10 protein-coding genes, 4 tRNA genes, 1 pseudogene and 1 riboswitch are annotated in these 15,554 nt (G+C 37.5%); of the genes and pseudogenes, 1 reads left to right on the top strand and 14 read right to left on the bottom strand.

Annotated elements, in window-relative coordinates; all coding sequences use genetic code 11:
- Positions 1–38 precede the first annotated feature (38 nt).
- The 12 genes and pseudogenes from PVK71_RS17245 to PVK71_RS17190 all read right to left on the bottom strand — a co-directional run bounded on the left by PVK71_RS17245 (position 39) and on the right by PVK71_RS17190 (position 12,204).
- Positions 39–1,283: a carboxynorspermidine synthase gene (locus tag PVK71_RS17245; RefSeq protein WP_274419724.1), complete on the bottom strand. Its 1,245-nt coding sequence runs from the start codon at positions 1,281–1,283 to the stop codon at positions 39–41.
- A pseudogene (locus PVK71_RS17240) lies at positions 1,283–2,782 on the bottom strand (pyridoxal phosphate-dependent decarboxylase family protein); the annotation flags it as partial. The gene PVK71_RS17245 and the pseudogene PVK71_RS17240, both read right to left, overlap by 1 nt.
- 567 nt (positions 2,783–3,349) lie before the next feature.
- A tRNA-Gly gene (locus tag PVK71_RS17235) sits at positions 3,350–3,425 on the bottom strand.
- Between the two features lie 32 nt (positions 3,426–3,457).
- Positions 3,458–3,544 (bottom strand) — tRNA-Leu (locus tag PVK71_RS17230).
- A gap of 107 nt (positions 3,545–3,651) precedes the next feature.
- Positions 3,652–3,727, bottom strand: a tRNA-Gly gene (locus PVK71_RS17225).
- 22 nt (positions 3,728–3,749) lie between these two features.
- Positions 3,750–3,823: transfer RNA gene (locus tag PVK71_RS17220), tRNA-Cys, on the bottom strand.
- Between the two features lie 317 nt (positions 3,824–4,140).
- Positions 4,141–4,695 (bottom strand): CDP-diacylglycerol--glycerol-3-phosphate 3-phosphatidyltransferase, encoded by a 555-nt coding sequence (pgsA, locus tag PVK71_RS17215; protein WP_130047417.1) that lies wholly within the window; start codon positions 4,693–4,695, stop codon positions 4,141–4,143.
- A 45-nt stretch (positions 4,696–4,740) separates the two neighbouring features.
- Complete coding sequence (gene uvrC / locus PVK71_RS17210) at positions 4,741–6,567, bottom strand: excinuclease ABC subunit UvrC (RefSeq protein WP_274419723.1); 1,827 nt, start codon at positions 6,565–6,567, stop codon at positions 4,741–4,743.
- Entirely contained in the window at positions 6,567–7,211 is a 645-nt protein-coding gene (gene uvrY, locus PVK71_RS17205) for a UvrY/SirA/GacA family response regulator transcription factor (RefSeq protein ID WP_060991346.1), read from the bottom strand. The genes uvrC and uvrY overlap by 1 nt, the downstream gene beginning before the upstream one ends.
- Before the next feature lie 150 nt (positions 7,212–7,361).
- On the bottom strand, positions 7,362–9,731 hold the full coding sequence (locus PVK71_RS17200; protein ID WP_274419722.1) for a DNA polymerase II: 2,370 nt from the start codon (positions 9,729–9,731) through the stop codon (positions 7,362–7,364).
- Positions 9,732–9,734: 3 nt separating this feature from the next.
- On the bottom strand, positions 9,735–10,511 hold the full coding sequence (locus PVK71_RS17195) for a nucleotidyltransferase domain-containing protein (RefSeq protein WP_274419720.1): 777 nt from the start codon (positions 10,509–10,511) through the stop codon (positions 9,735–9,737).
- 106 nt (positions 10,512–10,617) lie between these two features.
- Positions 10,618–12,204 carry a Na+/H+ antiporter NhaC family protein gene (locus tag PVK71_RS17190; protein ID WP_274419719.1) on the bottom strand — a complete coding sequence of 529 codons (1,587 nt, stop codon included), beginning with the start codon at positions 12,202–12,204 and terminating at the stop codon, positions 10,618–10,620.
- A 79-nt stretch (positions 12,205–12,283) separates the two neighbouring features.
- Positions 12,284–12,467: riboswitch (Lysine riboswitch) on the bottom strand.
- Positions 12,468–12,711: 244 nt separating this feature from the next.
- On the opposite strand from PVK71_RS17190, the gene PVK71_RS17185 reads away from it, so the two are divergent.
- On the top strand, positions 12,712–13,116 hold the full coding sequence (locus PVK71_RS17185) for an H-NS family histone-like protein (RefSeq protein ID WP_274419718.1): 405 nt from the start codon (positions 12,712–12,714) through the stop codon (positions 13,114–13,116).
- Between the two features lie 169 nt (positions 13,117–13,285).
- On the opposite strand, the gene PVK71_RS17180 is transcribed toward PVK71_RS17185, so the two are convergent.
- Together PVK71_RS17180 and fadR are read right to left on the bottom strand one after the other, a co-directional pair.
- On the bottom strand, positions 13,286–14,038 hold the full coding sequence (locus PVK71_RS17180; RefSeq protein ID WP_274419716.1) for a MipA/OmpV family protein: 753 nt from the start codon (positions 14,036–14,038) through the stop codon (positions 13,286–13,288).
- Positions 14,039–14,284: 246 nt separating this feature from the next.
- Entirely contained in the window at positions 14,285–15,127 is an 843-nt protein-coding gene (fadR, locus tag PVK71_RS17175; protein WP_130047410.1) for a fatty acid metabolism transcriptional regulator FadR, read from the bottom strand.
- Positions 15,128–15,554 lie beyond the last annotated feature (427 nt).

The following is a 15,554-nucleotide window of genomic DNA, read 5'->3' as shown; positions in this document are numbered from 1 at the left end:
GCCAATGTGTAATACATCGGCCTATAAATTATTGATTATTATTTTAGAATATTAACCTTTGGTTGCTCTGGCGTTAACTCTTGCACATGCCAATCTAAACCAATAGTTGGCATTGTTTCTAAAAATGGATCAGGGTTTAACTGCTCCATATTAAATACACCGGCATCAGCCCATTCACCACGGAAGAATTGCAGCGCCGCAGTAATCGCTGGCACTCCTGTCGTATAAGAAATCGCTTGGTGCTCTACGTCTTTATACGCAACTTCATGATCAGCATTATTGTAGATAAATACGCTACGCTCTTTTCCGTCTTTTTGGCCTTGCACCCAAGTACCTATACAAGTTAACCCGGTATAACCCGGAGCTAATGAAGTTGGATCGGGTAATAGCGCTTTTAATACATGCAGTGGTTGAACAACTGTACCGTCCTGCAATGTCAGCGGCTCAGGACTTAACAAACCAATATCGCGCATACAGTTAAAGTAATTTAAATATTGATCACCAAAGCCCATCCAAAATTCAATCCGTTTTGCCGGAATAAACTCTTTCATGGAGCGCACTTCATCATGTGCCATTGAATATACTTTATGGCGACCACAATGTGGGAAATCAAACTCTAACATACGAGTATGGCAAGGTACTTGTTTCCACTCTTCGTTTTCCCAATAAAAAGAATCACCTTGGATTTCTAGCATGTTGGTTTCAGGATCAAAGTTTGTCGCAAACTTTTTACCGTGATCACCATTGTTAATGTCCATGACATCAATCGTTTCAATCTCATCAAACAAATGCTTAACTGCATACGCAGCAAATACACTGACTACGCCTGGGTCAAAGCCTGCACCTAAAATACCGGTAATGCCTACTTCTTTAAACTTCTGACGATAACTCCACTGCCAATCATAAGCCTCGGGTACTTGTTGTCCCTCTGAGCATAAATCCACTGCGACTGATGTATCTAGGTAAGAAACCTTTGCTTGATAACACGCTTCCATGATTGAAATATTAACCCAAGGAGGACCCGCATTAATAACAAGATCAGGCTTAACTTCTTTAATAAGAGTAAGGAGTGCCTCAACGTCATCAGCATTCACAGCTTTTGCTTCCAGTTTCTTAGTCGTATCTTTTAAGTTGCTTTTGCCCTTAATTGATTCGATAATTTTTTCACACTTTTCAATTGTGCGAGAAGCAATCGTAATGTCGCCCAGTGTGTCATTATTTTGGGCTGCTTTATGTGCAATAACCCATCCAACACCACCTGCACCAATTTGTAGAATAGACATTATTGTTTTACCCTTATTTTTTCTTGTTCAATTACTAAGTTATCAATTTGCTTCAATAAAGATTCAAAATCTGACATCTTCAAACATGGATTTAAGATGGTGAGTTTTAACGCGACATTATGATTAACGATCGTTTCGCCTAAAACGGCTATACCACGCGTTAACGCTTCTAGCTTGACCGTTTTATTTAGATCATCTAACTCTTTGACCGTTGTACTTTTAGAGCGGAATAATACGGTTGAAAGTGATGGTTCTGCCAGTAACTCAAACCGATCATTATTTTGAATTAAGGTTGCAACTTGCTTGGCTTGAATTAGCAGATGGTCATACATTTGTCCTAATTGTTCTGCCCCTACATTTTGCATTGTCATAAACACTTTTAAGGCGTCAAAACGTTTTGTTGTCGCGATGGATTTATCGACCAAATTGGGCAGTTCATCATCTTCACGATTTAGATAATCAGCATGATGTCGTAGATAACCGAAATGAGATTTATCTTTTATTAAGATCGCACCACAACTGACAGTTTGATAAAACAATTTATGAAAATCGACACTAAGAGAATCAGCATGTTCAATACCCGTTAATCGCCACTTGTCCTGACTGAATATCAACGCTCCACCATAAGCAGCATCTACATGAAACCACATACCTTCAGCCTGTGCTATGGAAGACAACGTAGATAAATCATCAATAGCCCCATGATCTGTTGTACCAGCGGTCCCCACTAAAACAAACGGAATTAACCCTTCTGCTTTCAATTCACCAAGTGTTTCCTCTAATGAATTGATATCAATAGTGCCATTTGAGTTTATTTCAACACAGCATACAGAACGCTCACCTAACCCTAATAAAGAGGCCGATTTTTGTACGGTGAAATGTGATTTTTTAGAACATATTATACGTAATTTATTTGAATACTCTGGTAAGCCCATTTTTTGAATTGAATGTTGGCTTATTTTGTCAGCTATCCAATCACGAGCGAGTAATAATCCCATTAAGTTACTTTGCGTACCACCACTGCTAAATACGCCGTCTGAGCGTGTACCTAACTGGTATTTCTCACATACCCAATTGATTACCTTTTGTTCTACATAGGTTGCTGACGAAGCTTGATCCCAAGAATCCATTGATTGATTAAGCGCTGCAATCATCGCTTCAGCAGCGATAGATGAAAGCAATGGCGGAGTATGAAGATGCGCAATACAGTTTGGATGCTGAACAAATATTGAGTTTTTAACAACCAACTCTGTTGTTCTATCAATAACATGTCGTAGATCTGATGGTTCACTATCTAGATTTACGCTTTGAATGGCTTTTTCAATCAGCTCAGGCTTTACTCCTGAATACGGTGATTGTACTTTTTCAAATACTGCAGCTAATGTCCGATTAGTATGATTCAACATAGAAAGAAATTCATCGCTGCCCCCCTCACCTGTTTGAATAAAATATTTTTGCCATTTTTCCTTCTGGCTAGGCTCTTTTTGACTATTTTCTTCTACGAATTGAGTTGATAAATGCGATACAGAAATAACAGTATTCGCATCGATAAGTGTGCTCATTTTTATAACCCTGAAAACTCGTTTTCTTTATACTTCTGTGATCTCTAGTTAGGCCTATATGCATTGATATAGTCTAAATAAGAAATTTAAGATGTGGAAATGCTGTCCATAGCACAATAGATATGGATTGATATATGCCATAAAGACAGTAAGTTTTTAAAGGATCAAGGCTCGGTGATGCTCCCTGTTTCTAATACAGGGCATAATGGAAGTATTAAGCAGATTTGAGTGTGTAATTTAAACGTATTCAATGTTGGGTTTCCCATCAATATGACGTTTCCGTCACTAGTATCCCTTCTATCAACAAGCTTTTGTTGATACCTACCCTACGTATTCACTCTTTAAGTTTTAGACAAATATAAAGGTAAAACGCGTCTCCCCCAGAACAGTTCCGAGATTGTGAAGAAAAATAACACAGCTGTTCATATTTTGGAAATTTTTATTCATAATCATGAGATTTTAAACGTAAAAAAGCCTGTTCATTTCTGAACAGGCTTTTTTATTTGGAGCGACACACGAGGTTCGAACTCGTGACCTCAACCTTGGCAAGGTTGCGCTCTACCAGCTGAGCTAGTGTCGCATGCTATATTTTTCAATATAGACTTTTATAGATGGTGCCCCGGGCCGGACTTGAACCGGCACAGCGCGAACGCCGAGGGATTTTAAATCCCTTGTGTCTACCAATTCCACCACCAGGGCACGCAATTCTTTATTGCGATGCTCCTAACCAATGTGTTCTAAAAAGAACGGTTAGACACCATCTTTAAAACAGTCTGCCAATGTTACGTGACTGCCTTTTACAAATTTGGAGCGACACACGAGGCTCGAACTCGTGACCTCAACCTTGGCAAGGTTGCGCTCTACCAGCTGAGCTAGTGTCGCAAAGTCATCTCTAAAAAGAGATTGGAGGCGCCTCCCGGAGTCGAACCGAGGTCCACGGATTTGCAATCCGCTGCATAGCCACTCTGCCAAGGCGCCAATGTATCCTCAATTGGCCAGCCGCTTATTTGCTGCCTTCCTCTTGGGTACGGGATGCATTCTACTGAATCAGAACTTAGAGTCAACACTATTTTTCTGTTTTTGCTCTGTTTGGATAAAATGCGATCAAAATGAATATAAAACAAACGAAAAGATGTATTTCTTGGCACAGATAACACTAGATAAGTTAAAAAATAAGCTCTAATCATTCCAATTAAGAGACAACAAAAGTAAGGAATATCAATTCACTATAAAAAACGAAATGCATTAACATAAAAAAAGCGAACCTAAGTTCGCTTTTCATATATTTAATTCAATCAATCGTCTGCATTAAGCAAATCATCTTTCGCAGCAGCCAAGTATTGGATCATAGACCAGTACGTTAGAATAGTTGCGACATACAAAGCAACATAACCAACCCAAATCATCCAATCATCATAGCGCCAAATTAGCACCCATAGTGCAAACATTTGAGAAACTGTTTTTACTTTACCAACCCAAGAAACAGCAACACTGGCTCTTTTACCAATCTCTGCCATCCACTCTCTCAAGGCAGAAATAATCAGTTCACGCCCAATCATAGTGATGGCTGGAATTGTCACCCAAATCGAATGATAATGCTCTGTTATCAAAATTAAAGCAGCAGCTACCATAACTTTATCAGCTACTGGATCTAAAAAAGCACCAAAGCGAGAAGTTTGGCCTAACTTTCTTGCTAATAGCCCATCAAGCCAATCAGTAAAACCTGCAACCCAAAAAACCATTGCAGCGGCAAAAGCCGACCATTCATAAGGCAGATAGAAAACAACAACAAACACTGGAATAAGTGCAAGTCGGATAAACGTGAGTATATTTGGTATCGTTAATCGCATAATAATTCTTTAGTTTTGGTCCGCTGGGCCTATGGTGCGCTTTTTTTATCCGTGTTTCAACGCATCCTGTATTTTTTCTGCCAAAGAACGGCTAATGCCGGGGACTTTGGCTATTTCTTCAACACTTGCACTTTTTAATTCTTGTAGACCACCTAAATACTGCAATAATGCTTGTCTTCGTTTTGGACCAACACCGTCAATGTTTTGCAATGTACTGGTTTTTCTCACTTTAGCTCGTTGAGCCCTATGTCCACTAATTGCATGATTATGACTTTCATCCCTAATATGCTGTATTAAGTGTAACGCAGGAGAATCACTTGGCATAGAAAACTCTTCACCAGATACTTTGACTAATGTTTCAAGCCCATGTTTACGTGTTACACCTTTGGCTATACCTAACAACAATGGTTGCTTTGGCCAATCAACCCAATGCTTAGAAATGACTTCATAAGCTCGATTTAATTGCCCTTTCCCTCCATCAATAAAAACAATGTCAGGAATTTTATCTACATCAAGCTGCTTACTATAACGACGCTCAAGCACTTGAGCCATTGCAGCGTAATCATCGCCTCCTGTAATACCCGTTATATTATAACGTCGATACTCTGCTTTTACTGGTCCTTCCTGATTAAACACAACACAAGAAGCTACGGTTTTCTCCCCCATAGTATGACTAATATCAAAACATTCCATTCGTTGAATAGAATTTAACGACAGTGCTTCTTCTAATTGCTTAAAGCGTTGATAAATGGTTAATTTATGGTTTGATTTACTGGTTAGTGCCGTCAATGCATTGGTATCAGCTAACTTTAAATAGCGCCCTTTCATTCCTTTAGGGTTTAACTGAAATTGTACTTTACGACCAGAAAGCTCGGTTAATGCTTGCTCTAGTCCTTTTTCATCAAACTCAAAACTGGTTACAACACGATTAGGAATGGTTCGCCCTTGTGAGTGGTTCAAATAATACTGAGTTAAAAAACTTGAAAACACTTCCTCTTTATCTGTCTTAGCCGGTATTTTAGGAAAAAAGCTTCTACTTCCAAGTATCTTACCTTGTCGGATCATTAATAAGTGTATGCAAGCCAAGCCATTTTCAATAGCAAAACCTAATACATCCAAATCATCACCGCTGTCGTCTGATACGTATTGCTGCTCTTGCATACGTCTCATTGCTTGAATTTGATCTCGAATAATCGCTGCTTTTTCAAATTTAAGCGACTGACTCGCCTCTTCCATTTGCCCTACAAGAGTTTGAATCACCTGCCGATCTTTGCCTTGTAAAAACAAACGAATAAACTCAGTTTGTTCTTTGTATTCCTCGTCACTCACAATGCCTTTTACACACGGTGCTAAACAACGACCAATTTGATGCATTAGACAAGGACGAGCACGATTCGAATAAACAGAGTCTTCACACTGACGAATAGGGAACAGCTTTTGAATTAAATGAAGGCTTTCTCGTACCGCTCCAGAATCAGGATATGGACCAAAATATTCCCCTTTCTTTCGTTTCGAGCCACGGTGGATTGAGATCCTAGGATGCTTATGGTTTGAAATAAAAATATAAGGGTAAGATTTATCATCTCGCAGTAACACATTATATTTAGGTAAATATTGCTTAATATAATTATGTTCAAGAATAAGAGCTTCCGTCTCAGTATGAGTTACCGTCACATCAATATGATCAATATGACTGACTAAGACTTTGGTTTTTTCAGATGGGATATTGCTACGGAAATAACTGGATAACCGTTTTTTTAAGTCTTTCGCTTTACCGACATAAATAACCTCAGCCTCAGTGTTATACATACGATAAACACCGGGCTGATGTGTTACAGACTTTAAAAAAGCATTTGAATCAAAAGAAGGCACTAAAGCGTCTCGGCATCTAAAATACCATGACGAATAGCTAGATGGGTTAATTCAACATCCCCACTTATATTCAATTTACTGAATAAACGATAGCGATAGCTGTTTACCGTTTTAGGGCTTAAGTTTAATTGCTCGGAAATATCCGTCACTTTTTCGCCTTTGGTAATCATCATCATAATCTGCAATTCACGCTCTGAAAGCTCCTTGAATGGATTTTCAGAATCAGGTGTAAATTGACTTAATGCCATTTGTTGCGCGATTTCTGGTGATAAATAACGCTGACCACTCTGAACCATACGAATGGCATTAACCATTTCGTCCGGACCAGCCCCTTTTGTTAAGTAACCAGCAGCTCCGGCTTGCATTACTTTTGTTGGGAATGGATTTTCAGTATGAATAGTTAATACGATTACTTTCATATCTGGGTTGAAGCGTAAGATCTTTTTAGTGGCTTCTAAGCCACCAATACCAGGCATATTCATATCCATTAGGACAATATCTGCCTGCTCTGTTCGACACCATTTTACGGCGTCTTCACCGCTGTGAGCTTCCCCTACTACTTTAATTCCACGGACGTCTTCAAGAATACGTCGAATCCCTGTGCGAACCAGCTCATGATCATCTACAAGGAAAACTTTAATCACAACTGACACTCCGATATAAATCTACTGCAACCTCACTTGAGGTTAATTTCAGTACCTATTTTACCTTAAAAAATAAGACTGTCGCATATTGATTATGCGTTAGGACGCAAATTTTTACTATTAAAATCCTATTGACTTTATAAGTGATTGTTAAAACAAACCTAATTGCGATGCTGATAGCTCAGAAAAATCCAAACCAATAAAAGGCAGTATCCCATCAGCAATTGGTTTTAGTTGTTTTTCAACATAATGGTCATAATCGATCGGATTTTTTATATATTCAATGGGCTCAGGGCCTGCTGTTGTTATCACATACTCAATCCAGCCACCATATTGATATTGAGCAGGTTTACCCGCTTGCTGATTATAATAGTCTGCTAATCGAGCAGCTTTAACATGAGGCGGTACATTTTTTTGATAATCGTCTAATTTTCTTCTAAGGCGCTTGCGATAAATAAGTTGCTCGTCCAGCCGTCCTGATTTTGTATCGTCAACATAATTACGAACATACTCTTTTACTTCTTGCTGATGGAATACTTTGTCAAAAAGCACTTTTTGAAAAGTTTGTGATAAAGGAGTCCAGTCTGTACGAACTGTCTCTAACCCTTTAAAAACCATTTTCTCTACGCCATCTTTTCGGATTAAACCTGCATATCGCTTTTTTGATCCTGTTTCAGAACCACGAATAGTAGGCATTAAAAAAGTACGGTAATGGGTTTCATATTCAAGCTCTAGTGAAGACTCTATGGCGTAGGTCGAAAGTAAATATTCGCTCCACCACTCATTAATATGTTTCACTAAATCGAGTCCAATGCTGTCAGCCTCTTTAGAAGATACTTTTTTTCCTAATGTAACAAATGTTGAATCCGTATCACCATAGATCACCTCATAGCCTTTCTCTTCTATCAATTCACGAGTGGTTTTCATTATCTCATGCCCTCTCATTGTGATAGAAGAGGCCAAACGATGATCAAAAAAACGACAACCTGACGAGCCTAAAACCCCATAGAAAGAGTTCATGATAATTTTTATCGCTTGAGAAAATGCTTTCTCATCATTCTTTTTAGCGACATCTCGTGCTGACCATAAAGATTCAATTAAACTCGGTAAGAAATGCTTTGTTCGATGAAAACGTCCACCTCTAAAGCCATCAATTGCTTCGTCTTTTCCAATTCCAACTTCCTGTTTTAGTCCTTCGATAAGGCCGAGAGGATCAATACGAAAAGTTCTAATTATTGAAGGATAAAGTGATTTAAAATCTAGCACCAATACGGAGTCATATAATCCTGGTTTTGAATTCATGACATAGCCACCAGGACTGGCAATCCAATTTTCACTTTCAAGATTAGGCGCAATATAGCCCGAGCGATGTAACCTTGGTAAATATAAATTCGTAAATGCAGCTACGGAACCACCAACGCGATCCAGCTCTACCCCTGTTAGTTTTGTTCTTTCAATTGCAAACTCTAACAAATGGGTTTTATCAAAAATTCGTGACACTAAAATACAATCTTGAAGATTATAATTGGCAAGCGCTTGCTTATCTTCTCGATACATACGGTTAATTTCACCCATACGATCGCTTGGGTCATGTATTGATTTGCCTTCATTAAGTAACTCTTGCGCAACATTCTCTAGAGACCAACTCGAAAAGTGATAAGTCGCTGTTTTTAAAGCATCAATACCATCAAGAACCACTCGACCAGGAAACGAAAGAAAACCTTGCTGGCGATTCTTATCTGAATCCCGCCAATACAAATTACTGTTACTTCGCCCTAATCGAAATGAGAGGTTATGCCATTTAGCACGCTGAATAAGCAAACGAAAATCAAAATTAACGACATTCCAACCAATAACGATATCGGGGTCAAAGGTTTGAAACCAATGCTCTAATGCAAGTAATAATGCTTTTTCATTTTCTACCCATTCAATCGATAACTCTGTTTCTTCTGGCTTTCCAACCATAATGATACGAGTGTCTAAGTCGCTATGTAGAGCAACGGAATACAGGATACCTTTTTCAGAACACTCTATATCCAATGATACTTTACTGAAAGATGGAGTTACCTCGGCGGCTTTAATTTTGACATTTCGATATTCAATATGGTTTTTTCGTTGTATAGGAATGCCTATAAAAGTAAGCCCACCACAAATAAATCGCTCCATTAAATAGCGATCAGCTAATCTAATATCGTTTTCAAAAATGGGTAATTCGGCTTGCTCAAAATACTGAGCGACTTGACGCTTTTGATGTGTACTTGAGAAATAAATAGCAGTGACGGCTTGATGATGAAAAGTACTTAATTGTGTTTCTTTAAGTGTGTATGAGATCTGTTGGCTATGTAAAACACGCTTATACTCAGATAAACGCTCTGTCAAAATAAAAGCGACAGCAAGTTCACTCTCAATTAAAAGGTGAGCAATATGGTCATCACACTTAACCCATAAATCGACCAAGCTTTGTGAATTTATTTCTTTGTTTTGTCGAGTAAGTAAAAAGCCTGTCTGATGTGAATTCAATCTTTAGCCTATTCTTCTTTCTATTTTATTAAATTCACTAACAACCCAACCACCAAACTCTTGTAATAAAGCGATGGTTGAGCGTTTTGGTATTTTACGCCCCTTTAATAACATAACAACACGTTCAATTTCCGTTTGTTTTTCTGGGTAATATTCTAAAAATTTTCTTGCACATAATATAGGGTGATCATACCAACCTTTATCTTTATGCATAACCAGAGAATAACAACTACGTAATAGCTTTTTAGCGATCGTTTTTTGCAGCTCAACTTGTAGATCAATATCTTGGCTAGCTAAGATTTTTTTCGTGTAAGCACCTAACCACTCTTCAATATCCATATTCATATTCTTAGCAATTTCCCAACTTGGTTCAAAATCACCAAATCGAGTCGATAAATCATCGCCAAAAATACATACACAGCAATGACGAAGCCAAAAGCCCCAACTAAAAATAGATTCAAGTTGTAATACATCGTTTGTTTCACCGATATTAAATGTCACGCCAGTAATTTGTGGGTATTTAGATTGAAAACGTACTTTTATTGTATTTATTAAGGTTTGCTCTTTATTTGTTAATGGTACGGTGGTTATTAAAGTTACATCTAAATTTGAACGCGTTGGAATTGCTTCACGTCGTGCCACACTGCCATATAAGTAAATACTATGAACCGATTTAGGGGCTGCTGAGCGAATATGCAGAATAAGATCTCGAATGACAGATTCAAACTCTATTTGAAAAGGAGAATGTTTATCAATAACAGGTAAAGTATAACGAGACACGAAGAACTCCAATCATAAATAACTTAATATAATGATCGCGACTTCATGAATAAAAAGCAATAAAAAACCGGCCATATAGACCGGTTTGTTTATATTATAAATAACACTACGCTGTTACTGCTCGTTTTTTAGACATAACCATTAACCCACCACACACGCAGATGAATGCGGCTGTTGCAGCAATGAATGCCATTAATACTGAAGCAGTAAAGCCAAGTGCGATATAACCAACAGCAGAAACCGCTGCAATTGAAAGAGCATAAGGTAATTGCGTAGCTACATGATCAATATGACTACAACGAGCACCAGTCGAAGATAAAATAGTTGTATCTGAGATTGGAGAACAATGATCACCAAATACAGAACCTGCTAATACCGCACCTAACATTGGTAAAATAAGAGCAATGTCTGTCGCGCCAGCCATATCACCTGCGATTGGTAACATAATGCCAAATGTGCCCCATGACGTACCTGTGCTAAATGCCATCAAGCCTGATAATAAAAATAAGATAACAGGGATCCAGTGAATACCAATACTGCCTTGCGCTAAACTAGATAAGTAAGAGCCAGTTTGCATATCACCAATTACAGAACCAATTGTCCATGCAAAGAAAAGGATCAAAATAGCACCGAACATTGACTTTGCACCAATCCACATTGTCATGCCAATATCTCTTGAAGAAATACCTTGACGGAAAACAGTGATAAGCGCAGAGCCTAGGCCGATTAATCCACCGTAACACAATGACGCGCCAACATCGGTATTTTCAAAAGCACCAAGAATATTAAACTCTTTACCATCAGCAATTAATGCTTGTCCACCGGTATAAATCATAAAGAATACCGTTGCAACAATTAACGTGATAATAGGGAAAATAAGATCAGATACTTTACCTGTTTCACTTTCCGTAATATTCAGTTCTTCGTTTAAATCTTTAGATTCTTTATTGACAGTTTGATCATCAAACCCATTACCGCGAGCGGCTTCATTTTCATGATCACGCATTGGTCCTACATCGAGTTGGAACCAAACTACTGCAAATACCATTAATAAAGCAAAGACTGCATAAAAGTTCATTGGAATTAAACGAACATACGCACCTAGTGCAGAGTATTCGGTAACACCATGCGACACCAAAATACCACCAATAATAGTAATGATGTACGCACCCCAACTTGATGCTGGCATTAATACACACATAGGGGCAGCAGTTGAGTCAAGAATATAAGCTAGCTTTGCTCTTGATACATAAAAACGGTCAGTTACAGGGCGGGATATTGAACCAACAGCTAAGCTATTAAAATAATCATCAACAAAAATGAAAACACCAAGGAAGGCGGCAAGAAGTTTCGCACCACGTTTACTTTTAATTCTTGTCTGAGCCCACTCAGCAAAAGCGCGAGTACCACCAGAAAGGGTCAGAAGCGCAGTTGTCATTCCCAATAAAATAAGGAAAGCAACGATACTCATGTTCCAGCTATTAATTGCGCCATCATCGATGAACACGCCTTTAACAGAAGTAAATACATAAGAAGCGGTGCCAGAAATAGAATAATTAGACAGCAAAATTGCGCCTAAAACGATACCAACACCAAGAGAAAGTAAAACTCGGCGAGTTAAAATTGCTAAACCCAATGCGAATAATGGGGGCAATATTGATATCGGAGAATTTGAAAAATCAGCTAAGTTCATGATCTACAACAACCAGTTTGGTTGGAGATCTACTGTTGATACGGCAATGCCGTTAAAGGAAGTGAATGTTAAAACAATTCCCCACAGTAGCGCTCCATAGTTAAAAAATAAAATTGACTATGGCAGTGTTATTCCTTTTCGAAATAACCCCAGCTAACACGTCTGATTAACGTAATTAACTTCGGCACTGACTCCTTTCGATTGCTGTCATCAGAATCACCCTCTAACAATCTACTCTTAGGCAATGCGCCTCTACCCGTTTAGGTGAAAGTCATTGTACGGACTGAACACAATTTTGCAATACTATATCTGAGTATTTTAACATTAACCCATCACCACGATCAGAATGAGATACTTTATCTTGGTGAATAGGCTACAAATGTATTATTAAATCTCACTTTTAATATTTCTATCACTATTAAATTCTTATTTCTTTATTGGAAAGTTTGTTATATTATTTTCTTGTTATATAATAAATGTATTATCAAAATAATTATGGAATAAATCATGTCTGATACAATTAAAACACTATTAAACCTACGTAGCCTTCGTGTATTATCTCGTGAAATGACACTAGAACAACTAGAAGAAGCTCTTGAGAAATTACAATCAGTTGTTGCTGAACGCCAAGAATCTGAAGCTGAAGAACGATCTCAACTTGCTGAAAAACAAGCAAAACTTGAAGAGTTCCGTCAAATGATGCTTGAAAGTGGTATCGCTCCAGAAGACCTACTAGATACTATGTCTTCTACTACCGTTAAAACAAAACAAAAACGTGCACCTCGCCCTGCAAAATACAAATTCTTAGATCATGCTGGTACAGAAAAAACATGGACAGGCCAAGGTCGTACTCCATCAGCACTACAAACTCAACTAGATGCAGGTAAAGCACTAGAAGATTTCTTAATCTAAGATTAATATACTTTTGATTCAAAAAGAGCCACTCATTGAAGTGGCTTTTTTATTTCTACTACTTACTTTATTTTCATAAAAGTATTCTTTTAAATTGTTTCAAAAGTTTAATCATATCAATGTGCTTGATTAAAATACTTCGTTATTGGTATTCAACACGTTACTTGCTCTAAAATACATACGCTATACCAACATTACCCGTCGTACTTGCCGTATGCTCTATCATTGAACTCTTTTCTAAATTACCTTCTAAGTTCACATATCGAAGACCACCAGTTACACGAATATTTGACGTTAAATGAAAATAAGTAGATAAGCCAACAAAGAATTGTCCATCCCAATTGGCATCAAATTCTGCAATACCACTTCGTTGCGCCTCTTCAGCAGACACGCCATATAAATGATTATTTAGGCGCTCACTATTATATGAGTAACCCAATGACGGAGTAATTGCCCAGCCCTTTCTTCGAATTGGTAATTTCCATACTGCTTCTGCATAAATTCCATTATGCGTATTACCAATATCTGATCCTGCACCTATTTCAAATAAGCCAATATGAGTAATTGCTTGATAAGTAACACCTCCTAAAATAGTTGCTTTACGTTCATCCAATTTCTGCATTTGAATATTATCGGAATCTTCAGGCTTAAAGGTACGTGGGTCATAAACAAAACGAAGAATAATATTTTGAGGTGTTCCTACAGGGTAAATACGATATCCACCGCTAAAACCACGTAAAAAAAGGTGCTCTCCCTCATAACCAACAACTGGAATTACCGTTGTATTTGAAGGAGTTTCGTTATAAAAAGAAGGCGAATAGGCTGCTGCTGCACCAATCGACCATTGAGAAATATTTGCACTTACGTTAGCAGCAGCAACTAATGCAGCTCCAACAATCAATCCATTTACGAGTTTATTCACGATAAAAACCTTTTTATTACTTTGTATATTTTAAACACTCTAGAACATAACAAAGACACCATACAGCATGGCGTACCATTTTAACGGTTTTTTAGGTTTATTTTGTAAATTAATCGTGAAAATACAATTATTGTACTCAAATAAAATAACAATCAGTATTAGTTATCCCTTCATTTATCTTCAAATTTCAGATATAAAAAAAGCAGGCTTTTATGGCCTGCTTTTTTTATATTTTTAGCTAATAAATTAACTATCATCTTCTCTAAAGTTACTTGGTAAGTTCAGTTTCATCTCATTCCAAATAAGATTACCTTCCATACCATATTGACGCATTCTTGGCATTACTGCGTCTTTTCTTTCTTCTTCACAAATTTGTTTTAAATCACGGTAAAATTGTAACGCAAGTTCACGTGCTTCTGGGTTTGAAAAGTAATAACTACCAACCCGTGCATATAGCTTTTTAAGTCCGTTAAAAATTAGTCCATAAATTTGGTTTCCAGATTTAAAAGCCACGCCTTGAAATAACATATAATCGTAATAATTAAATGTTTTAGCGATTAAGATTTCTTCACGCTTAGCAGGATCTTTTTCATTATCTTCTTTTACTTCAGCTTTAATTTTAGCGCCAAAAGGTGACTCTTCGATAAATGCATTCCAACTTTCAGCCGCTAAAAGTTGCTCGCATGAATCAATAACACGGTCAAGAGTACGCAATGAACCTTCTTTATTAGCTTTAAAGGCTTGTCTCATGAATATACAACTAATATTAGTTCGAGCGGCTAATAAGTCTTCTACGATTGACGTCGCATTGTTCGCATCAACCAATGTCATTAACGTATCTAAAATATGAAGACCCGATGTCTCCATATAATTATTTACCTTCGTTGGCTTACCATGTTGAATTGTTAACCAACCATCACGAGCTAAACGCTGAAGAACTTCACGCAATGTTGTTCTAGTCACACCTATAAGCTCAGAAAGCTCACGCTCAGCGGGCAAAATCGACCCTGGTGGGAAACGACCGTTCCAAATACTTTCAATAATGTATTTTTCAGCAAATGCTGCTGGACTTTTAGCCTTAATAACCATACAAGTTTACAATCCAATCTTTATATAAAATAACTTCACTCATCATACCACCAGTTCAATAAATTCTTAACCACTTATTAATTTAACTCTCAATGTAGAAACATTTGCTCTATTTCTTAACCCTTACTTACCTTGAACAATCAAGCAGTAGCTATCTTTTTTTTATCGCTTTCTGTCAGTTTTACTCATAAAACCGAGCAAAGGCACATTTTGATCAATTTACCTCTTTTCGAATATTGACTATTAATGATTTAAGAGTAAAGTTCAGGCGTTTGGTATAAGGGCGGATTTATATAGGTAGTTATTTGGCAAAGCAGTAAGGTATTTTTTGTTGTTTTTCTAAATAGTTGTTTATCTTTCAAAAAAAATAATACGTTAGGCGATTATTATCAACTTCCTACACCTCCTTATGTTTATAGAATCAATG

It is taken from the genome of Aliivibrio sp. S4MY1 (assembly GCF_028765545.1).
Lineage (GTDB): Bacteria > Pseudomonadota > Gammaproteobacteria > Enterobacterales > Vibrionaceae > Aliivibrio.
Note: the sequence above shows the minus strand (reverse complement) of the source record. Positions and strands in the feature narration are given on the sequence as shown.

Bases quoted from the DNA above. Each gene is read 5' to 3' on its own strand.
- PVK71_RS17245 (WP_274419724.1), bottom strand. From the start codon at position 1,283: ATGTCTATTCTACAAATTGGTGCAGGTGGTGTTGGATGGGTTATTGCA.
- pgsA (WP_130047417.1), bottom strand. From the start codon at position 4,695: ATGCGATTAACGATACCAAATATACTCACGTTTATCCGACTTGCACTT.
- PVK71_RS17190 (WP_274419719.1), bottom strand. From the start codon at position 12,204: ATGAACTTAGCTGATTTTTCAAATTCTCCGATATCAATATTGCCCCCA.
- PVK71_RS17185 (WP_274419718.1), top strand. From the start codon at position 12,712: ATGTCTGATACAATTAAAACACTATTAAACCTACGTAGCCTTCGTGTA.
- fadR (WP_130047410.1), bottom strand. From the start codon at position 15,127: ATGGTTATTAAGGCTAAAAGTCCAGCAGCATTTGCTGAAAAATACATT.